Origin of the sequence: Priestia sp. TGN 0903 (genome assembly GCF_050846855.1) — a bacterium.
Classification (GTDB): domain Bacteria; phylum Bacillota; class Bacilli; order Bacillales; family Bacillaceae_H; genus Priestia; species Priestia zanthoxyli.
This window is the reverse complement of record NZ_JBOZGL010000002.1, coordinates 410,704-429,615: the sequence shown is the minus strand read 5'-3', so window position 1 is coordinate 429,615 and position 18,912 is coordinate 410,704. Positions and strand designations below refer to the sequence as shown.

The window sequence follows — 18,912 nt, the reverse complement described above, 5'->3', positions numbered from 1 at the left end:
ATAACAAAAAAGAGCGTCTCAGTCGGCGCTCTTTTCGTTTATACAACAGATCTTCTTTCTAAATTGAAGACATTAACCTGCTCAGCATCAAAGCGGCTTAGCAACGAATCTACTCCGTACTCAAGTGCAAAAGCACGTTCATTTTCTGAAATCGGAACGGCCTGCAGGAACGTTACTTTTTTATCAGATAGTTCAATCGTTGAAAAATTATCCCATAAAAACGGCGGAATCAGCAAAATGTGCTGCATATGAAAGCTGTCATCAAGGACTGCAATAACGTCTTTATAAATAGCTCCTGGGAAAATGGAGACATGAGATTTCATCATATGGAAAATACAGTTTGCTAAAATAGCAGAATAAATACCGAACTCCTCATGACAAGCCCCAACGATTTCAATTCGAAGCGGGATTCCTCCAACTGTATAACCTGTCGGACATTGATATCCACCGAGCGTTGCATACGCGGTTACGTCTTGACGCGGATGATTTTCACATGCCACAACGTGAATACCATGCTTTTTTCGTTCATCTGAATAATCTTCAATTCGGTCCTTTTGACCAAATACATCTATTGCTTTATGTATAATTAATTCTTCATCTTTTGTAAAATTACTCATAAAAAACCTCCTTGCTTGCGACCTTAAAAAGTCCCCTACTGTACAGCATATACTACCGCACTCGCTTACGATATAGTTTTTAGAAAATGTGATAGAAATGTTATCGTTTCGTAACATACTATGAAATTGTCTCAAGAAGCAAACAAGAAACCTTAACCAATTTTTTCTTTTCCCATAAAAAAATAGAGCCTGCACCATGGCAGCCTCTATTTTTCATGACATTATTATGAAATAATTTGTAATTCTTTTGGGTACTTCGTTAACGTTTCGTATCCATCTTTTGTGATGATTACATCATCTTCAATACGCACGCCTCCGAGTCCTGGAATATAGATACCCGGTTCAATCGTATACACCATGCCTTCTTGAAGCACATCATCATTGTTGCGGCTCATTGAAGGAAACTCATGCACGCTGATACCAAGGCCATGACCAAGACGATGCAAGAAATACTCTCCATACCCTGCTTCTGTAATAATATTGCGTGCTACCATGTCCAAGTCGCCAATGCGAGTGCCAGGCTTGGAAGCTTCAAGAGCTGCCTGCTCGGCGCGCTGTACCGTTTCATAGATTTCTTTTTGCTTATCATTAATCGACTTGTACGCGACTGTACGCGTAATATCTGAACAGTATCCATCTAGCACTACACCTAAATCGAAGAGAACCATATCTCCTGGCTTTAACGTGCGAAGACCTGGGTTCCCGTGCGCTTCTCCCGTTTTTTCACCAAATAACACCATCGTTGAAAACGACATCTCACGAATTCCTTTTCGCTTTAGCTCGTATTCAATTTTAGCCAGAACATCCATTTCCGTAACGCCTTCTTTTAAGGCAGCTACGCCTACTTCCACGCCAAAATCAGCTAATGCAGCTGCCTTTTGCAGAATCTCAACTTCACGCTCATCTTTAATTAAACGCAGCTGATTTAATTTCTCTTCTGCTCCGACTAGCTCAGCATTTGGATATAAATTAAGCAGTTCTTCAGCTCTCGCATACAGCAGCTGCTCTTTCTCTACAGCAACTTTTTTCACATCCATTACGTTTCGTTTATGTAAAGCTTCTTTAATAAGTTCCCAAGGATTTTGATGGTCTTCATATCCGATCACGTCAAATTTCCAGCCGGCTTCTTTTGCTTGACCCACTTCCATTGATGGACAAACAAGCATCGGCTCCGCTTCATTAAATAAAAATAAACCAAGCAGACGCTCATGCGGATCCGTGTGAAATCCAGTTAAATAAAATACGTTTTCAGTTGACGAAATAAAGGCCGTTTCTACATTCTTTTCCTTCAGCCATGATACGACTTTTTGCAAACGTGCTTCCATTAAAAAAACCCCTTTCATTGTGCAATATTACTATTATAACATAGTTATTTAGCAATATTGTACAATGAATAGAGGTTAAGACAAAGCCGCGTGAAGAGTAGTAAGCTGCTCTTTAATCGCTTTTCGCTGAATACTTACTTTCATCAGCCAGCCATTTTCTCCGTATCTATAAATAAATTCGTACGTACCTTTAGGAAAATATTCTTTTACCAGCATGTCTCGGTTTTCAACAAATCCCGGATCGCCAATAAAATAGCTACCTTCTTCAAGCGGGAGCTCATGAACTTTTTTTTCTAGCTGCTTCTCTTCGTCTTCGTCATCATCTATCACAATGTGAAGACCACCTTCATCACGCACAACGTCAAATTCACCGTTTTGTTCAAGCTCAAGCACCGGTACCACTTGTCCATTTACCGTTAGCAGCTGCTTGGTTCCTTCAAGGACCTGGGACCAATGATCATCGTATAAAGTAGAAGAATAAAAAATATAGCCCTGAGATTTATATAATAAAAGCAGCTGTTCAAAATGATTTTTCACTTGTTCTTTATCAAATAGAATAACAAAATGCTTTCGATAGAAAAAACTTGTAAAAGGCAGAATAGACGATTGATTAAGCTCTCTAATTATTTCAGCACTATCCTTACCTGAAATAATAGCTCCGGTCAATTCCCCCGCGCCATAAGGTTTCCAATGACTTAACGCCGCTTCTGGAATCAGCACAAGGTTCGAAGATGACACATATATACTCATTCGCTTCACTCCTTTTTTCTACACTTAGACCTATATTTAATTCTCAACAAACAGAGACTTTTCTCTTATACCCTTCTTAAAAGACAGAACTTTTTCCCTAACTATGATAGATTATAACAAATATCCTCGAAAAAAATAACCTTTATTTCCTCTTTCTTCTATTTGTACACTTCTCTTATTTTAGCTGTCTTCGCAGATTTACTAGTGAACGTACTTGCTAATCTAATTCCTTAGTGTTAATTTTATTATGTCGTTTTATAATTTTTTGCATAATTGGTTTTAGACAAAAAAGTATTAATATTTTTGAATGCGATGGTGAGACATTTGGAAGAACGTACAGAACGTAAACAACATAAAAGAAAAAAGCAAAGAAAAAAGCAAAGAAAAAAGAAACGCTTTAGAAAGCTACTTCTTTTCTTTCTCATTCTTGTAATCGCCGCTGGTGCATATGTGTATTATCAATACCAACAAGGATTAGCAGAAGCAGACGGAGCTTTTGGGAAAGATGGACAGTTTGATTTTAATGGTGCAAGTGCCAATTTAGATAGCATGAATGTGCTGCTTCTCGGAATTGACTCTCGCGGTGAAGAACATTCGCGTGCCGATACAATCATGATTGCTCATTATGACAAAGACAGCAATCAGCCTAAAATTGTTTCTTTGATGCGTGATTCATATGTGGATATTCCTGGACATGGCAAAAACAAATTAAATTCAGCCTATGCATTTGGCGGGCCCGAATTAATGCGTAAGACAATTAAAGAAAATTTCGGCGTAGATGTAAACTATTATGCCGTTGTTGATTTTAAAGGTTTTTCTAAAGTTGCCGATACGATTGCCCCTGAGGGAATTACGGTTACCGTGCCACATGAAATGTCGTCAGGAATTGGCATGACGCTAAAACCTGGAAAACAAACTCTTCACGGAGATAAATTACTAGGATACGTGCGATTCCGCCATGATAGCCAAAGTGATTTCGGGCGCGTGAAGCGTCAACAAGAAGTGATTGGTAAATTAATGGATGAAGCTCTTCAAGTAAAGACACTGGCGAAAGCTCCTAAGCTATGGGGTGTCATTGATCCATATGTGGATACAAATATTCCGCCAAAAACATTTATTGTGATAGGAAAAGATTTTTTAGTTGGAAATCAGCCAGATTTAAAATCTCTTCGTTTACCGGTTGAAGGTTCCTATTCAAATGAACGAATATCCGGTATTGGTGCTGTTTTAAGCATCGACCTTGAAGAAAACAAACAAGCGTTACAGTCATTTTTAAATTAGGAAAAGGTGTCCATTAGAGGACACCTTTTTTTATACTATTCAAAAAAACTTCTGTTTTTCCTCCCTATCCTTCAAAAAATTTTCAGCTTCGACAAAAAATGGAGATAAAATGGAGTTGTTTTCTAGAAAACAGCTGTTTCTTTGGAGTTCTATTTTTTCTCCTGTATGCGTATATGAAAAGAGAAGGACTTCTTTTTTATATTTTTTAGTCAAGGAGATGAAATGATGAAATTATATGGTTTTCAATCTGAAGAAGAGCGTTCCTTTCTTCATTCTACCTATAAAGTAAACCCATTACTTTCTCATACTGGAGATGTCAAAATCAGCTTTTTATCTTTTCAAGAAAATGATTATACCCCCCGTCAAGAAGCTACGATTCCACAGCTTCTTTTAGTCGTTCACGGGGAAGGCTGGGTAGCTGGCGATAACGGACTGAAAATTTATATCAAACAAGGTGAATCAGCATTTTGGAGAGCTGGGGAATCTTTTGAAGTCGGGAGTCTAACGGCTATGACAGGACTACTGATTGAAGGATTAGATATTGCTCCTCAAAAGCTGCTTACTTCTTTCTCACGAACAAACGCAAATTAAAAAGCCGCTTTGACGCGGCTTTTTTTATTATCTTAGTAATTGAGCGTAGTTTTCTGCGCTATCTTGAATAACTTTGTCACTCAGGTCACCGCCTGCTCCTTGAAATAAAAATGGAGTTTGGAACTTCATACCTGTTAAATTTGCCATAGCTTGAAAAGGAAGAAGCAGATGATTCATTGGGTAACGGTTGTATCCCCCTTCTTGATAAGCTTCTGCAGGGCCTCCTGTCGAAGTAGCTACGACAAACTCTTTTCCCTGAAGTTTAGTACCTTTGCTTCCATAAGCCCATCCGTATGTTAAAACAACATCTTGCCACTCTTTTAAGAGTGCTGGTGAGCTGTACCAGTAAAATGGAAATTGAAAAACAATACGATCGAATTGAACAGCTAACTCCTGCTCTTTTTCTACATCAATTTTGAAATCGGGATAGTTTGCGTATAAATCATGAACGTACACATCCTCCTCTTTTTTTACTCGCTCTGCCCACGCTTTATTAATACGAGAAGATGCTAGATTTGGATGCGCTAAAATAACCAGTGTTTTCATTTTGATACTCTCCTTCTGATGTCTGTGCTTGCTTTTTTCTTTTCTATTTTTTACGCTTGCCTCTCACGGCTTGTTCACTCATTCTTTCCTTTTCCTTCAGGAAATCCGAGTTCGTTTACACTTATAAATTACCAGTATTATCATTCTGCTTCAATAAAATTGACTTTGCTTTTATCACCTTTAATTTTTTTATGTACCCAAAACGGAAGATAAAGGACAAGAAAACTAAGAATCATGATTCCTTCAATCCATACTAAATACCAAGGATGAGGTCCAAGAACATCCAGCAAGGAAGCGTGCTCTGGCTTTTTCATCATGTATAAATAATTCGCACCAAGTAAACGATTCATGACATAGACAAAACCTCCGTACAGATTAACAAATACTACGCTTACCCATAAAGAACGAAACGTCGGCTCATATCTGCAGGCAGCAATTAGCATACAGCAAGCAAGTACCACACCGCCATGCGATACATAGAACTGCACATAGCGAAACTGGGCATACGCATAGCCGCCAAGGTCTGGGGTAATCATCGCTTGAACAGAGCTGCTGATTCCTGCGAAGTACACAAAATAAAAAAGAAATCTGCTTTTGGTTATCAGCATAACAGCAGCCAGCAGCACGACTATATCACTCAGCTGAAGAGGCAAAGAAGTTTCAACGGACCACTGATGACATCCGATTTCCCAAGCCTGGTAGGCCGTTTCTGAAGCAATTAGAACGAGTGAAAGCAAAACGAACGCAAACCTCTTTTTTCGCAGCTGCTTTCGACATAAAAAAATAAATGCTCCTATGATCACAATAATGGCTAAAGTTACAAGATGTTCAACTGAAAAAAGCTGAAAAGAATGTTGTACAGGATGACACGTAAAAAATGAATTCATAACGGCGCCTCCTCTCCATCAGAAAACAAATTTGGTACCTTTAGCTTGTTCATAAGACCTCATTTTCATTAACGCTTCTCTCACATTAAAAAGAGATTGAAACATAACGAAATCACGCCTAAAAAAAGATCCGAACGATAAATCGTTCGGATCTTTTTGTCTTCATTTTTATTTTTTAATTAATCCTTTTTTCACTAAGAATTGATGAGCGACTTCTTCAGCCGTTTTTCCTTTTGCGTTTACTTGATAGTTCATTTCACGCATTTCGTCGTCACTGATTTTACCACCCAGTTGATTTAAGATTTTTTTCAGTTCAGGGTGCTCTTTTAGCGTATCTTCACGAAGCACAGGCGCTCCTTGATACGGTGGGAAGAACTGCTGGTCGTCTTTTAAGACTTTTAAACCAAACTGTTTGATTTCAGGATCCGTTGCATAAGCATCAAGCATGTTAATATCGCCTTTTTCTACAGCGCGATAGCGAAGCTTCGGCTCCATCGTCTTAATATTCGGGAAGGTAAGGCCATATTCTTTTTGAAGGCCTACGTAGCCGTCTTCACGATCTTTAAACTCAAGCGTAAATCCTGCTTTTACTTTATCTGTTGCATTTGCCAAATCTGAAATGGTCGTTAGATTATTTTCTTTAGCAAATTCTTTTGTAACGGTCAATGTGTACGTATTATTAAACTTCATTGGATCTAAATAGACAAGGCCGAATTTCTTTTGAAATCCTTCTTTTGCCTGCTTGTACACCTGTGTTTCATCTTTGCTGTCCGGCTGTTCCTTTAGATGCGTCACAATGGCTGTACCCGTATATTCAGGGTACAAATCAATTTCCTTGTTACGCAGAGCCTCAAATACAAATACCGTTTTTCCAAGCGACGAACGAAGATTTACTTTCATGTCGGTTTGATCTTCAATTAATTCTTTGTACATATTAATTAAAATATCTTGTTCTGCGCCAATTTTCCCTCCGATAACAAGGTCTGGTTTTGTTGCGCTCATCGCTGCAAACGGAGAAACAAGAATGAGTATTAATACGATAATCATAATGAACGAGCGTTTTTTGGACCCTTTTTTTGCTGAGTGTTCAATCGTTCGCAGAATTCCATCAAAAATAAGCGCTAATAATGCTGCTGGAATAGCTCCTAATAAAATCAAACTATTATCGCTTCGGTCAATACCAAGCAAAATTAAGCTTCCGAGTCCGCCCGCTCCGATAAGAGCCACGATTGTCGCTGTACCAATAATGAGTACCATCGCTGTGCGAATTCCGGCCATAATGACAGGAAGCGCTAGAGGAAGTTCTACTTTGATTAATCGTCTCCACGAGTTCATCCCCATGGCTTTGGATGCTTCAATTAAAGATGGGTCCACTTCTTTAATTCCGGTATATGTATTTCGTACAATAGGAAGAAGCGAATATAAAAACAGTGCAATAACCGCGGGAAAGGTTCCAATTCCGACAAGAGGAATCAGTAATCCTAATAAAGCGAGTGAAGGAATGGTTTGCAGTACGGCTGTTACGCCAATGATCGGTTCAGCAATGCGGTCATGCCTCGTTAAGTACAGTCCAAGCGGCACTGAAATTAATACGGCGATCACAAGAGCCAGTACTGAAATTTGAATGTGTTCAAGAAGAGCTTGAAACAGGGCATCTCCTCGTTGATCTAATAATGTGCTTAGTGCATTCATTACAGCGTTCCTCCTTCTTTCGTTTTATCAGAAAGAAACGCTAATAGAGTTTTGCGCGTTACAACGCCAATGCGTTTGCTCCCTTTTTTCACAGCTATTGCTTCATGGTTGTAAAGGGCGTCCATTGCCTGCTGAACAGTGGCGGTTGAAGCTAGCTCTTCAGTAGGTTCTACGTCTGGCTGTTCACTTTCTTTGACAAACATATCCAATGTCTCAAATAAAGCATTTCCTTGATTTCCAATAAATGTTTTTACAAACTCATTTTTAGGCTTTTGAATGAATTCCTCCGGGGTGCCAACTTGAACAATTTCCCCATCTTTCATCAGGCAGATACGATCTCCAAGCGTCATGGCTTCGCTCATATCATGCGTAACAAACACAAATGTTTTTTTGATTTTTTCTTTTAAGCTAATAACATCTTGTTGAAGCTGTTCGCGGCTTAACGGATCGAGGGCACTAAAGGGTTCGTCCATTAAAATAACGGGGGGATCAGCTGCGAGGGCACGTGCTACACCTACACGTTGCTGCTGGCCACCTGAGAGCTCAGACGGCTTTCGGTTTCGATATTGCTTTGGGTCTAGTCCTACCAAGGTAAGCAGTTCATCAATACGCGTTTTGATTTTGTTTTTCTTCCAATGCTTCATCTCCGGTACAATGGCTATATTCTCAGCAATGGTCATATGAGGAAAAAGAGCAATCTGCTGTAGCACATAACCAATGTTCCAGCGTAGCTCATGTATGTTGTGGTCCGATACGAGCTTATCTTTTATGTATAGTTCTCCTTCGGTAATATCATGAAGACGGTTAATCATTTTTAAGGTGGTTGTTTTCCCACATCCACTCGGACCAATTAAAACGAAAAACTCTCCTTCTTTTATTTCTAGATTAATATTTTTCACGGCGGTCGTACCGTCTGGATATTGCTTTGACACATTCTTAAACGTAATCAAATTATCGTTCACACTCCCTGTTGAAATTTAACCCCTAGTTTCGTGTACCCAATACTTAGAGGCAATAAACATTCTTTTAAGAATATTTCTAAATATGATTCATAAGACATAGTGGAAAAGATACACATGTTTTCTAACAGCCTCCTAATAAGGCTATCAAACTGTTAAAGTTTTCACAAGGCGGGGAAGAATAATTCGGAGAATAAATTTAAAGCCAATCCAAATAAAAAAACCTTCTTTCAACAAGAAAGAAGGTTTTTGAGTATGCTAGCGACAGGGATCGAACCTGCGACCTCTTGCTTACCATGCAAGGACGAGCATAAATACTTATGTATCAAGAAGTTTAGCAGTCCTAAAACTCACTAACCTCTTCACGATTCAATTTGATTAATTCAAGTATAATATGGTTGTTTTAGGAAGTAAAGAGGTTTATTTATTATCTTAAGATTTGATGTTAACTTCTAATATACCAACTTTTGAATAATTAAGATTCATAACTGTCCATGTTTCATCATACATAGTAAATTCACTGTTTAAAACAAACTTCTCCCGATTAGTTTCATTATCCTGTACCTTTATAATAAATTGATTATCAATTGTATTAATTGCTTCATCTGTTGAAACGGATAATGTTTTCTTATCTACAATTGCTGATATATAGTCAGTTCCAACTACTTGTTCTTCGTACACTGGTCTTCCTGTGTATGGATCAGCTCCAATTAATACTTGTTCAAATTTAGGGATTTCAATATAACCATTGCAATTCCTCATAATAACCTTATACTTGCCACCACGTTTTTCTAATGCTTCACTGGTTACCAGATATTTATTAGTATTCCATTCTACTAACGAACCTCGACTAATTAATTCAGGTGAATGTATGTAACGCTCTTCAAATTCCCCAATTGACTTATTAGTAATTAATACTTTATCTGCAATACCGTTGACTATTACTGATTGACCTGTTTCGTTAATCAGAAATGATAAATCTTCATCTTGGAAATCGAATAAATTAAACATATACTCACCCCTTAATTACTAAACAGCAAGAAGAAGTTACCACTGTCTTTAGTATCATCATCTTGCATCACTCTAATTTTACGTTCTAAGTCATGGATACGTGTGATTAGGTTATTGTGGAAATAAGATACAGAGGTATCATCAATAGTGTAGTTCTTCATAGTTTGAGGGTTATTAGCAATACCTTCTAGTATAGATAATGCTGATTTGTAGATATTACGCTTAGATGTAGATGATGTAGCATTGTATTCGTCATGTGGCTGCAACCCGTTCTCTAACAAATGTACAGTTAACTCATTCTGTTCGATATTAATACCTTTGGTTTCCATTTCTAAGCGTTGTAAGTTTGTAATCATATAAAACACACTCCTTTTTATCAAAATAAAAAGCGCTCAATTCAATGAACGCTTTGATACATTTAATTAAAATTAATTATTTACTGTTAATTCAGGTCTAACAGTAATTCCACCTGTACTTAAATAATCTTCCATACTATATCCTGTATTAATTTGATTAATTACAAGACCAATTCTATACTGTTCTTGAGAAATAGTCATGTCTGCTCTTCTGGGATAAGGTATATACATTCTATATCCGTCTACAGCAGCTGTATAAAATTGTTCAATTGTTGAGCCATTATATCGCAAATTAAATATCTTTCTATAAGCTTGAGTATCAGGATATGTTTCTACCCAAGGTTCAAAGAAGCTATCATCTTCATCATTGTTTCTAACAGCTTCAATCGTAATCGAAATATCACCTTCGAATACATATAACCCCATTTCATCATCATAAGTCCATTCTTGTGGTGCAGATTCAATAATTTTGTTTTTAAATTCTTGTAACATCATAATTTTCATTCCCCTTTAGAAATAAAATAATATCAAAAACATTTTTATTTAAAAACATCATTAAGTAACGCCGTAGCATTTTTAAATTGTTTGTCCAAATAGTATCCCTTGCCATCATATAATTTGTAACGGTAAACTATTGCATCTGCATTCTCTATTTTCTTCACTAAAACGTTTATATCTTGTTTTAATTTTTCTACCTGTTGTTTAACAGAAAACAGGGTATCTCCTCTTTGAGTACCCCCATAAGTGAATTCTCCATTTTCATGGATAAAACCAGAGTATTGACACTTATATTGGTCTTCATCTGCTTCCTCTATATAGATAGAGAAAAACTTACTTTTATGAAATTCAGCAGGTTCTTTAAATTGTAGAGAACAATACAATTCATCTCCCGCTCTAACTTCCGCTTTAAAAATTGTACTTAAGGACTCAAATAAAACTTTCTTCTCTTCATATTCTTTTAAAGTATAAAGATGGATTGCCTCAAAATAATTTTTTGTTTCTGAAAAAGCTTCGTTTCTTAAATGTTCTCTTATTTCCAAGGTTTGAGTTTTTAGTTTTTCGAACAGTTCTAAACGTTCCTCATATAATTTCTTTTCTTCTAACTTTAACTCACTAAATCCCTTAAATTCTTTTTCCTTTTGTTCAAGTTCGTCAAAAAAGCCCATAAAAAAACACTCCTTTCTACCCAACACAATTCGACAGAAAGGAGTAATTCCCTGCTAATAAATACCTATTCTTGTAACAATTTGTGGTTTCTCAATTCATAGATATCATAAATTATTCTTTCAACTATTTTTATGACCTCTTCAAGAGTACTGGATAAAGGCGTCACGATATCATGAATAGCATCATTACCTATCACTTTTATCTTTTGTAGTATTAAGGCATGTGTAAATGTTATGTGCCCAGATTCAAATAACCCAAATATACTGCCTGCAAGGTTTTTGGCTAAGATTTCTTGGTTGTTTTTTGGATTAAGTTTTTTTGTTCCATCTTGATTGTATATGTAACCTTGGTTGATACCTAAGTGTTTACAGATACCTTCTATAAGCGTCCTTAATCCAGATGCACAAAGAATATTATATCCCATAGAAAAAGAGTGGATAATTTGCTTATATAATGCTGAAAGATTTTCAGGCAAATTTTTAAAAGCTTTCTTCTTTGCTTCTCCTGTCTGCCACATTTTATACAGTATATCTTTTTCACTGGTTTTTGGAGGTTCTTCTGGATAAACTTCAATGGTTTCTGTCCATTCTATGTCATTATTAATATATTCCCAAGTATCTTCATCACTATATTGTTTTACAAATGCCGCATTATCACATCCCGCACATTTCACTATGTGATAACGTTCATACCATTGAAAATCATCATCAGGATTTGATCTTTCTTCATAGGTTTGAACAATATTATGTTTCGTTTTCTGTTTACACATCGAACAATAAACTTTTTTTCCCAACTGTTTCATTTTTATCACCCTATTAAATTGTAAAATATTATCTAGGACAATACTAGGAGATTTTTCGTGGGTGTGTAAAACGATGTGCTATGGCGATTTATTTTCAAAAAGGGGTATCGTATTATGAATAATGATGTATATGTACTCTCTATAAATCAAATGGAATATGCATTCCATCCCACAATTGCTTCCGATAAGATGCATTATGTAAACTAATAGTTAATAAAATGCTATTTGAACCCTTGATATTACAACATTTTCATGTACAGTATATTACCTTGACACTAATACACATCATTTCTAACTCTTCATAAGATTTATACAATATACCTTACGAGCATTGATATAACAGCGTTCCTAACTGTATATTACCTCTAACACCAAACTTTTACCCTTTGCTACACATTACATACATTTGATTGAATACGATGAATAAAACAATGCATAAACGATAAACAGGGATAATTTATTAAAAAAAATTCAAAAAGTGAGTTTCATCTTGTGACTCTCTTTCTTGTTATTAATATATCCTACTAGGTAACATGAACGTGCAAGACAACATAATACTATCTAACACAATTCTCATCATATCAGCATTCTTATTAAATCCTACACGCTCACGACTACCTTTATTTACCTAATCATCACAATACCACTTATGCAGTATCTTTATTAGTCACATTATCCTCATTATTACTCTGGCTATTATCTGCTTTACCACTTTCCCCATTTACCATATTTACTTTATCTTCTTTGTCCTTTTCACTATTTAACCTTTTTAACTCTTGTTTAGCATTAGCAGTATAAGGAGATTGTTCAAGCATTGACTCTTGACTGATACCTTTAATCTCTCTTAACGTTTTAAGGTTATTTATAATTTCACCTTCATTTTGTGGCATTGCATAGTGGAACACCATATCAAGCGACTCATACACATCATCACTGAACACAACACCAACATAAGATAACAACACACGTACCTTCTCATGACGTTCTTCAATACCATCTCTCATAAATGATTCATTCAATCCAGCTTTCAACTCAGCCAATGAGTACAATAACTTAATAGATACTTCACTAAGATTAGATATATCTGTCTTATTCATTGATACAGCAGGTGTACTACTCACATCTAATAAGGATTGTAGTAATGTCTTATACACTGACTCGAATGATTCCGTATCCACCTCACCTGTGACGAATTTAAAATCTCCGTCTAAGTCCAGACGAATACCGCCACCTACTATATTCTTATCTATACCTTCACCTTTCAAATCTTGACCAATTACTACAGGAATAGGATTGTGGAACTTATGTACACTATCTGTGAACTTGCTAATTAGTTCCTCCATGTTATCCAAAATAGTAATATAATCTTCTAGGTCAGAGCGTCCTTCAATCTCACTCAATTCATTATTATCATTGCGATATACAACAGGTAGCCCACTTAAATTAATCTTACGACTAACTAAATGATGTTCCCCTCCTTCATTGCTATATTGCTCTACATATTCCCCAGAATAAACAGTATAGTACGAGATATTATCATGCACATATGCTTCAATAAAACCAATTAACGTATTCTCATGATTATAGATTGGATAACCTTCCGATGGATCAATAATATATGACTTAACATCATCACCATCTAAATACAGATACTCATATACTTCACCAAACTTAGCAACCTTTTCAAGTATCTTCTTATTCAGTCGGTTGTACTTCGCTTTTTTATTAACCTTCTGGAATTCTTCAACTACTTCCTTATCACCTGTTAAGCTGATTGGATTCTTCAAAAGAAATGAGGATTGAAAATTGAGGATAGTTTTTGCATATTGGAGAATAATCTTCTTTGGCTCAATATCTTTACCATTGTACTTATATGACGGTAGATAGTTAATCTTATGGTCTCCATTCAAATACTCTTTTAAGTTATTTACCTTATGTATTCTTTGTTGATGTTGATACTTTGACACTTCATCAATGTACCAATGTGGCTCACCTTCATAATAGGTGTTTGCATATTCTCTTAAGTTCATTGTTTCAACTCCTTATCAAATTTCTACATAATAAATGTTTCGTTTCATTGCTTGTACTGCCATAGCTGTAGCGATTACTAAATCATCATGTAGACCATCGCCTTTCTTGTTACCCATCTTACCGCCATTGTCTTGATATATTTTCATTTCTTCTAACAATGTAATACATTCAAGATTAATGAAACCTAGCTCAAATTGTTCTTTAAAATCTTCGATGGCAATAGGTTTAGATACATTAGTCGTTTGAAAGCCAAATTGTGATGTTTTTTTACCTTGTTCATTAAATAAACGTTGTCTATATAGATTCATATAGTCATGATCTTTACGCATTTTCTCTAATACAGGTAGACCATAACTATTACGCTCCACACAAGTAAAGGCATAGTTGTAATACCGACATAGTTCATCCATTAATTCTGCAAACTGATAAGTAGGAATATCATTTGAATACCAAGAACACACTTGCTGTCCATCATTATCAAAGATTACGCATGTTGAATTATCACCTTTAACACCCGCTGCAACGTCGATTCCTGCATAATGTCTTGCTTTTTCTTTCGGTAATTGGAAGATAAATAAGTTTTTATTGAGGTATTTATGTAATTTATGAGGGATCTTTAGTTTTGCTTCTCTCGTAGCCATAGGGGGGATAGCACTCTGTATACGTTGCATAATCTTTTCCATGTCAAAGATAGATTTATGAGTAGTTAAGAATGCTTCGTCTGGATTAGAAGGAAATTCCTGTTTGAACTTATCCAATGAGTTTAATTCAATATAATGTCGTCTAAACATTAATTGTTTGAATGACGCTTCTTGTTGCTCATGTAGATATAGTTCTTCAAACTCTAAATCATTCTTACTTAAACGTCTTCCACCATTATGTGACTTATACCATGCTTCAGCTTCATCAAACTGGTGTTTAAATTGTTTATGGTACGCTTCTGCTAACCAACTATAGAAATGTGCTTTCCATACTGATTCCTTACTTCTAAATGCTTTTGTAAACATTTTCTGGTACTCATTTAAACCATTGGCTGTGGATTCAATAATAATTGCTGAATCTGGATTCTTTGCCAGTGCAGGTATAGCAGCACCAATAATTTCTGCTTGCTTACTCTCTGGATAGAAAGCCATTTCCGAGAAGTGAATTAATTGAAAAGTGTTACCACGAAAACTGTCTTCTCCTTGTGCTGTAGCCACTACAATACGACTCCCATTATCTAATGACAATTCATCCCTGTTATTTATCTCAATGCCTGGAAAAATTCCTTCATCTACAAAATCTTTATGCGGTAATGATCTATACATTTTCTTTAACTTAGTGAACAATGATTTTGTAACGTTATTATGGTGAGTAACGATTATGTATGATGTATTGGGCTTAGTACACGCTAGATAAAGCATGTACGCCAATGAGAAGGTTGTGAATCCAATTTGACGTCCCTTTAGGATAATATTAAATTTCTGTTTATCATTTAAAAACTGTTCTTGCTCTGCATTTAATACGAATGGTATTGAATTATTTTCATTATCAATTATCTCAATGAAATTCTTTGAAAATAACCGAAAGTCACCGAGAATCTTTTTAAGTCCGCGAAACATGCTATTACTCCTTTCTAAAAAGAAAAAGACACCCAAAAGGATGTCTTAATCAAGAATTAATTTTCTACTAGGTTTCGTCCCTTCCTCTTTCACCATAGGTTTGAATACCTCATTTGCAATCTTAGCACTCTCATTAATTTCCTTATGTAGTTTGATAAAGTTATTTACATCCTCACCCTGCTTCGCTTTCTCCAATACTGCTTGATACACTTCATGTAAATCGTTAGCTGTTTGAGTACCTAACATTAACAATAACAATGCCTTATACTCCTGTGACTTTTCCCATTTAATGAATCCATTCATTGTTTTACGTTCTACAGCTTTCAAAAATTCTCCCTCTGTTTTCTTAAGTGCTGTACGGTCAAACCTTAAATCATGCTTCCATTTGAAGTATTCTGCTTTCTTGTCTTCTACCTGTTTCAATGCGTCATAAATATTCATGCTATTTCTCCTCTCTTAACTAATGATTTTTCAATATCATCCAATATTTCATTTAAAGTTCTTTTATCATTAATTAAACTAATAGCCGAATCACATAGTAATTTTGTACGCTCATTATGTAGTTCCTCTTGTATCCTTGCTTGTTTGCGACTTTCGTTCATATCATCAATGAGGGATTGTAGTTTTGATATATTTTCTTGTAATTGATTAATTGTATTTTGCATATGATTACCTCCAGGAATAATGTTAAAGATACATTTCTTAAAAGGTGACAATTTGACCGTATATATAATATAGATAGTTATTTTCATATGTATATATTTAATTATTAATCAAAGGTTAATTAATCTATATTATATGTATAGTCATTCTGTCACCTTTTGAATTTTGTTAAAATGGTAATTGGTCAAGTGTTATAGTTACACCATATTTTTTAATGCCTTCTTGTTCACGTTTTTCTTGTTCTTTTTTAACTTTTTCCAAATATACTGAACGTTTCACAACTGTCATTTTTGCGTATTCAATGGGGTTATTAGTAAAATGTTCAATGTCATTTGTTATGTAAGTATTACTTTTACGCTGCTCTTTTGGTAGCCCTACCACGAAAGCATCTTGATTATGTATTCCTTGAACCATATTGTACTGTCTTACAGTTTTCAGCCATGTGAAAGCCGTTTTCTCAGGCATTTTTAATTGTTCAGCTAGACCTTTCATCGGTACATCATATCCATTGAACATCTGATTTTTCATTTTTAAGAATGAATAAATATAGAACCCTTTTTCACCAACGTTTTTATTGGACATGCAATACATAAATACTTCAAAAGGAACTTCAAACGTATTTTCAATTTCAAAGAATGTACCATCTTCATAACCATTCTCATATTCAACTTTCCATTCAGGATCAAGTATATTTCTATGATGCCCTCTAATTGGACGTTTAGCTTCAAAATTACTGGGTGGTCGAAGGTACTCATAGACCTCGCTATCATTGCTATAGTCACTGAGATATGTAAATTCAAGTCCTTCTTCTGTAAGAGAACTATGTAAAGGGTAATCCTTACTTGTTTCAAGATACTTTATCTCTTCAAGTAGCCCACCTTTAGCAGTTATGTATCTTAAACGTGTATTACCTTTCTTGCCTAATAAGTTCATAATATTAGATTGTGATAGCTCACTCGGCTTAACTTCACCATACTTACCATTTCTCCAAATCCACGTTGTTAAATAGATATATGAGTAAGCAAATGCTCTATGTTGTACGTTTTCTATCACTTTTAGTTCTTCAAAAATATTATTTGGTAAGTAAATATTGCTCTCCTTGCCGTGATATTTTAAATAATTTTTAATTTCCTCGTATGTTAGCATAAGGAATACCTCCGATTAACTTTTAGATTTTATTTTGGGTATGATTTTTTATATAAAATAAGGTTTTCACTTACTATTTAGGGTTTTGTACTCATCAAGTGCCTTTTGTAAATCAGCACTAATTTCATATAAGCTAAATGGTTTTTGAGTTTTCATATCTTGAGCCACTGTAATAAAACGAATGCCTTTGTAACTTAGAAAATCTGAAACCTTTTTCGAATAGCAAAAGAAATAATTTTTATTTGTTGCCATATTAAATTCCTCCTTAAAATAAAAGAGCCACGTTTGCACGTAGCCCTCAGTCGACATATGTATATGAAGCATAATTTTTCCCTGTAAAAGCTAAGGAAATAAGTTTATCTTTAGGCGGTAATCCCTGTTCTAACTTACTTCCTTTTCTCTTACACTTTTTAATTAATTTAAAATCTTGCTCAGGCAAATAAATCTTCCAATCAAACTTTTCTTGTAAAACTTCATAATTAATCATGGAAAATAATTCGCCACCTTTTTTAATAGTAATTTCATTCTGTAAGCCATAATAAGTTAGGACTTTATAGTAGTAGTCCATATCACGACTTTTTAATGTATCAATTAGTTCTGTGTAACCTAATCTTTCTAACCAATCTGTGTGAGTTTTATTAAACGCTGAAACAAAGTGACCTTTGAATGCTGTATCTACAGCTAAGAGGATTTCTCTTGCATGTGGATCTTGGGGTAGAGGAATATCATAAAGGGACATTATTAATAGGAGTGTACTCATGCCGTACTTCTTACTATAATTATCACGACTAATGTTGAAAGGAAGATTTGGATTTGCACAAAGTTTGTTGTATGAATCATCATGACTCATTTTTGTAAGGTGATTATCAAAACACCTAGCTTTTTTAGTGAATGCCATATCTACTCCTATTGGTTTTAATCCTGTTTTTTCATATCTATAGAAGTTTTTGAAATCATAAAAGTAGTTTGTTTTCCACTTACCATCTGTTATCTCCTCTAACAAATTACAACTTAATAATGAATCTACATCGTTACCTAACATTAAATCGTACTCTAAATGAGTTTCATCAATCCATGTTGGGAATAATTCTTTGATTTCTTTTTTCATAATAGAAGCGAATATCGTTAATTCGCTCCTTGATTCAAGTACTGTCGATTTTTTTGCATAAAAAAATCTCCTTGAAACCCTATTTATACTTAGGGTAAGCAAGGAGACGATTTACGTCTTATTCACTTTTTGACACCATCCTTTGATTAATTTTTAAATTTTATAGTTATCAATAAATTCTCTATATCTCTTTATCTTTTCTTTTGTCATTCCACGCTCATTGTTCTCATACCTACTAATTAGCGACTGAGAACAACCAACATATTGTGCTATTTTATTCATTCTAATTTTTAGCTGTTTCCGTTTTAGGAAGTATTTTTCTTTTTTTGTAATCACCATCTTTCTCTCCTTTTAATTAAAGTAAATAAGGGGACACTGC

Annotated in this window: 22 protein-coding genes and 1 tRNA gene; 2 read left to right on the top strand and 21 right to left on the bottom strand. The window is 35.1% G+C overall.

Going from position 1 to position 18,912, the window contains the following annotated elements:
- Positions 1-38: 38 nt before the first annotated feature.
- From ACRPLY_RS08585 to ACRPLY_RS08575, 3 genes are all read right to left on the bottom strand, one after another.
- Positions 39-617 (bottom strand): suppressor of fused domain protein, encoded by a 579-nt coding sequence (locus tag ACRPLY_RS08585; RefSeq protein ID WP_325076613.1) that lies wholly within the window; start codon positions 615-617, stop codon positions 39-41.
- Between the two features lie 224 nt (positions 618-841).
- Positions 842-1,942 (bottom strand): M24 family metallopeptidase, encoded by a 1,101-nt coding sequence (locus ACRPLY_RS08580; RefSeq protein WP_033579912.1) that lies wholly within the window; start codon positions 1,940-1,942, stop codon positions 842-844.
- Between the two features lie 75 nt (positions 1,943-2,017).
- The gene (locus ACRPLY_RS08575; RefSeq protein WP_028415026.1) at positions 2,018-2,692 is read right to left on the bottom strand and encodes a hypothetical protein; all 675 of its coding nucleotides are present in this window, start codon (positions 2,690-2,692) and stop codon (positions 2,018-2,020) included.
- Positions 2,693-3,004: 312 nt separating this feature from the next.
- Between ACRPLY_RS08575 and ACRPLY_RS08570 the strand changes: the two genes are divergently transcribed.
- Both ACRPLY_RS08570 and ACRPLY_RS08565 read left to right on the top strand, forming a co-directional pair.
- Positions 3,005-3,973, top strand: a complete 969-nt coding sequence (locus ACRPLY_RS08570; protein ID WP_432231837.1) for an LCP family protein — start codon at positions 3,005-3,007, stop codon at positions 3,971-3,973.
- Positions 3,974-4,198: 225 nt separating this feature from the next.
- Positions 4,199-4,564, top strand: coding sequence for a hypothetical protein (locus ACRPLY_RS08565; RefSeq protein WP_028415028.1), 366 nt, complete (start codon positions 4,199-4,201; stop codon positions 4,562-4,564).
- Positions 4,565-4,591: 27 nt separating this feature from the next.
- Here the strand turns inward: ACRPLY_RS08565 and ACRPLY_RS08560 are convergent, their stop codons facing one another.
- The 18 genes from ACRPLY_RS08560 to ACRPLY_RS08475 form a co-directional block, all read right to left on the bottom strand.
- The gene (locus tag ACRPLY_RS08560) at positions 4,592-5,110 is read right to left on the bottom strand and encodes an NAD(P)H-dependent oxidoreductase (RefSeq protein WP_028415029.1); all 519 of its coding nucleotides are present in this window, start codon (positions 5,108-5,110) and stop codon (positions 4,592-4,594) included.
- Between the two features lie 140 nt (positions 5,111-5,250).
- Complete coding sequence (locus ACRPLY_RS08555; RefSeq protein WP_432231733.1) at positions 5,251-5,997, bottom strand: TIGR02206 family membrane protein; 747 nt, start codon at positions 5,995-5,997, stop codon at positions 5,251-5,253.
- 168 nt (positions 5,998-6,165) lie between these two features.
- Positions 6,166-7,689 (bottom strand): ABC transporter permease/substrate-binding protein, encoded by a 1,524-nt coding sequence (locus ACRPLY_RS08550; protein ID WP_045295022.1) that lies wholly within the window; start codon positions 7,687-7,689, stop codon positions 6,166-6,168.
- Positions 7,689-8,639: an ABC transporter ATP-binding protein gene (locus ACRPLY_RS08545; protein WP_432231732.1), complete on the bottom strand. Its 951-nt coding sequence runs from the start codon at positions 8,637-8,639 to the stop codon at positions 7,689-7,691. The genes ACRPLY_RS08550 and ACRPLY_RS08545 overlap by 1 nt, the downstream gene beginning before the upstream one ends.
- A 265-nt stretch (positions 8,640-8,904) precedes the next feature.
- Positions 8,905-9,006 (bottom strand) — tRNA-OTHER (locus ACRPLY_RS08540).
- A gap of 74 nt (positions 9,007-9,080) precedes the next feature.
- A complete protein-coding gene (locus ACRPLY_RS08535; RefSeq protein WP_432231731.1) occupies positions 9,081-9,659 on the bottom strand; it encodes a hypothetical protein in 579 nt (192 codons plus the stop codon).
- Positions 9,660-9,670: 11 nt separating this feature from the next.
- On the bottom strand, positions 9,671-10,015 hold the full coding sequence (locus ACRPLY_RS08530; RefSeq protein WP_432231730.1) for a hypothetical protein: 345 nt from the start codon (positions 10,013-10,015) through the stop codon (positions 9,671-9,673).
- 72 nt (positions 10,016-10,087) lie between these two features.
- Positions 10,088-10,510, bottom strand: a complete 423-nt coding sequence (locus ACRPLY_RS08525; RefSeq protein ID WP_432231729.1) for a hypothetical protein — start codon at positions 10,508-10,510, stop codon at positions 10,088-10,090.
- Between the two features lie 44 nt (positions 10,511-10,554).
- Positions 10,555-11,181 carry a hypothetical protein gene (locus ACRPLY_RS08520; protein ID WP_432231728.1) on the bottom strand — a complete coding sequence of 209 codons (627 nt, stop codon included), beginning with the start codon at positions 11,179-11,181 and terminating at the stop codon, positions 10,555-10,557.
- Positions 11,182-11,246: 65 nt separating this feature from the next.
- A complete protein-coding gene (locus ACRPLY_RS08515) occupies positions 11,247-11,984 on the bottom strand; it encodes a DUF4145 domain-containing protein (RefSeq protein ID WP_432231727.1) in 738 nt (245 codons plus the stop codon).
- A gap of 647 nt (positions 11,985-12,631) precedes the next feature.
- Positions 12,632-14,014, bottom strand: a complete 1,383-nt coding sequence (locus ACRPLY_RS08510) for a phage portal protein (RefSeq protein ID WP_432231726.1) — start codon at positions 14,012-14,014, stop codon at positions 12,632-12,634.
- 15 nt (positions 14,015-14,029) lie between these two features.
- On the bottom strand, positions 14,030-15,616 hold the full coding sequence (locus ACRPLY_RS08505; protein ID WP_432231725.1) for a terminase large subunit domain-containing protein: 1,587 nt from the start codon (positions 15,614-15,616) through the stop codon (positions 14,030-14,032).
- Between the two features lie 45 nt (positions 15,617-15,661).
- Entirely contained in the window at positions 15,662-16,057 is a 396-nt protein-coding gene (locus tag ACRPLY_RS08500) for a hypothetical protein (RefSeq protein ID WP_432231724.1), read from the bottom strand.
- A complete protein-coding gene (locus ACRPLY_RS08495; protein ID WP_432231723.1) occupies positions 16,054-16,281 on the bottom strand; it encodes a hypothetical protein in 228 nt (75 codons plus the stop codon). Before ACRPLY_RS08495 ends, ACRPLY_RS08500 begins: the two co-directional genes overlap by 4 nt.
- A 166-nt stretch (positions 16,282-16,447) precedes the next feature.
- Positions 16,448-17,425, bottom strand: coding sequence for a hypothetical protein (locus tag ACRPLY_RS08490; RefSeq protein ID WP_432231722.1), 978 nt, complete (start codon positions 17,423-17,425; stop codon positions 16,448-16,450).
- Positions 17,426-17,491: 66 nt separating this feature from the next.
- Positions 17,492-17,677 (bottom strand): hypothetical protein, encoded by a 186-nt coding sequence (locus tag ACRPLY_RS08485; RefSeq protein WP_432231721.1) that lies wholly within the window; start codon positions 17,675-17,677, stop codon positions 17,492-17,494.
- 46 nt (positions 17,678-17,723) lie between these two features.
- On the bottom strand, positions 17,724-18,533 hold the full coding sequence (locus tag ACRPLY_RS08480) for a hypothetical protein (protein WP_432231720.1): 810 nt from the start codon (positions 18,531-18,533) through the stop codon (positions 17,724-17,726).
- 153 nt (positions 18,534-18,686) lie between these two features.
- Positions 18,687-18,872 carry a helix-turn-helix domain-containing protein gene (locus ACRPLY_RS08475; RefSeq protein WP_432231719.1) on the bottom strand — a complete coding sequence of 62 codons (186 nt, stop codon included), beginning with the start codon at positions 18,870-18,872 and terminating at the stop codon, positions 18,687-18,689.
- Positions 18,873-18,912 lie beyond the last annotated feature (40 nt).

Excerpts from the sequence above, each read along its gene's own strand:
- ACRPLY_RS08560 (WP_028415029.1), bottom strand. The coding sequence starts at position 5,110 with ATGAAAACACTGGTTATTTTAGCGCATCCAAATCTAGCATCTTCTCGT.
- ACRPLY_RS08475 (WP_432231719.1), bottom strand. The coding sequence starts at position 18,872 with ATGGTGATTACAAAAAAAGAAAAATACTTCCTAAAACGGAAACAGCTA.
- ACRPLY_RS08490 (WP_432231722.1), bottom strand. The coding sequence starts at position 17,425 with ATGCTAACATACGAGGAAATTAAAAATTATTTAAAATATCACGGCAAG.
- ACRPLY_RS08555 (WP_432231733.1), bottom strand. The coding sequence starts at position 5,997 with ATGAATTCATTTTTTACGTGTCATCCTGTACAACATTCTTTTCAGCTT.
- ACRPLY_RS08585 (WP_325076613.1), bottom strand. The coding sequence starts at position 617 with ATGAGTAATTTTACAAAAGATGAAGAATTAATTATACATAAAGCAATA.
- ACRPLY_RS08515 (WP_432231727.1), bottom strand. The coding sequence starts at position 11,984 with ATGAAACAGTTGGGAAAAAAAGTTTATTGTTCGATGTGTAAACAGAAA.
- ACRPLY_RS08495 (WP_432231723.1), bottom strand. The coding sequence starts at position 16,281 with ATGCAAAATACAATTAATCAATTACAAGAAAATATATCAAAACTACAA.
- ACRPLY_RS08525 (WP_432231729.1), bottom strand. The coding sequence starts at position 10,510 with ATGATGTTACAAGAATTTAAAAACAAAATTATTGAATCTGCACCACAA.
- ACRPLY_RS08580 (WP_033579912.1), bottom strand. The coding sequence starts at position 1,942 with ATGGAAGCACGTTTGCAAAAAGTCGTATCATGGCTGAAGGAAAAGAAT.
- ACRPLY_RS08535 (WP_432231731.1), bottom strand. The coding sequence starts at position 9,659 with ATGTTTAATTTATTCGATTTCCAAGATGAAGATTTATCATTTCTGATT.
- ACRPLY_RS08520 (WP_432231728.1), bottom strand. The coding sequence starts at position 11,181 with ATGGGCTTTTTTGACGAACTTGAACAAAAGGAAAAAGAATTTAAGGGA.
- ACRPLY_RS08565 (WP_028415028.1), top strand. The coding sequence starts at position 4,199 with ATGAAATTATATGGTTTTCAATCTGAAGAAGAGCGTTCCTTTCTTCAT.
- ACRPLY_RS08505 (WP_432231725.1), bottom strand. The coding sequence starts at position 15,616 with ATGTTTCGCGGACTTAAAAAGATTCTCGGTGACTTTCGGTTATTTTCA.
- ACRPLY_RS08510 (WP_432231726.1), bottom strand. The coding sequence starts at position 14,014 with ATGAACTTAAGAGAATATGCAAACACCTATTATGAAGGTGAGCCACAT.
- ACRPLY_RS08530 (WP_432231730.1), bottom strand. The coding sequence starts at position 10,015 with ATGATTACAAACTTACAACGCTTAGAAATGGAAACCAAAGGTATTAAT.
- ACRPLY_RS08570 (WP_432231837.1), top strand. The coding sequence starts at position 3,005 with ATGGTGAGACATTTGGAAGAACGTACAGAACGTAAACAACATAAAAGA.
- ACRPLY_RS08500 (WP_432231724.1), bottom strand. The coding sequence starts at position 16,057 with ATGAATATTTATGACGCATTGAAACAGGTAGAAGACAAGAAAGCAGAA.
- ACRPLY_RS08550 (WP_045295022.1), bottom strand. The coding sequence starts at position 7,689 with ATGAATGCACTAAGCACATTATTAGATCAACGAGGAGATGCCCTGTTT.
- ACRPLY_RS08575 (WP_028415026.1), bottom strand. The coding sequence starts at position 2,692 with ATGAGTATATATGTGTCATCTTCGAACCTTGTGCTGATTCCAGAAGCG.
- ACRPLY_RS08480 (WP_432231720.1), bottom strand. The coding sequence starts at position 18,533 with ATGAAAAAAGAAATCAAAGAATTATTCCCAACATGGATTGATGAAACT.
- ACRPLY_RS08485 (WP_432231721.1), bottom strand. The coding sequence starts at position 17,677 with ATGGCAACAAATAAAAATTATTTCTTTTGCTATTCGAAAAAGGTTTCA.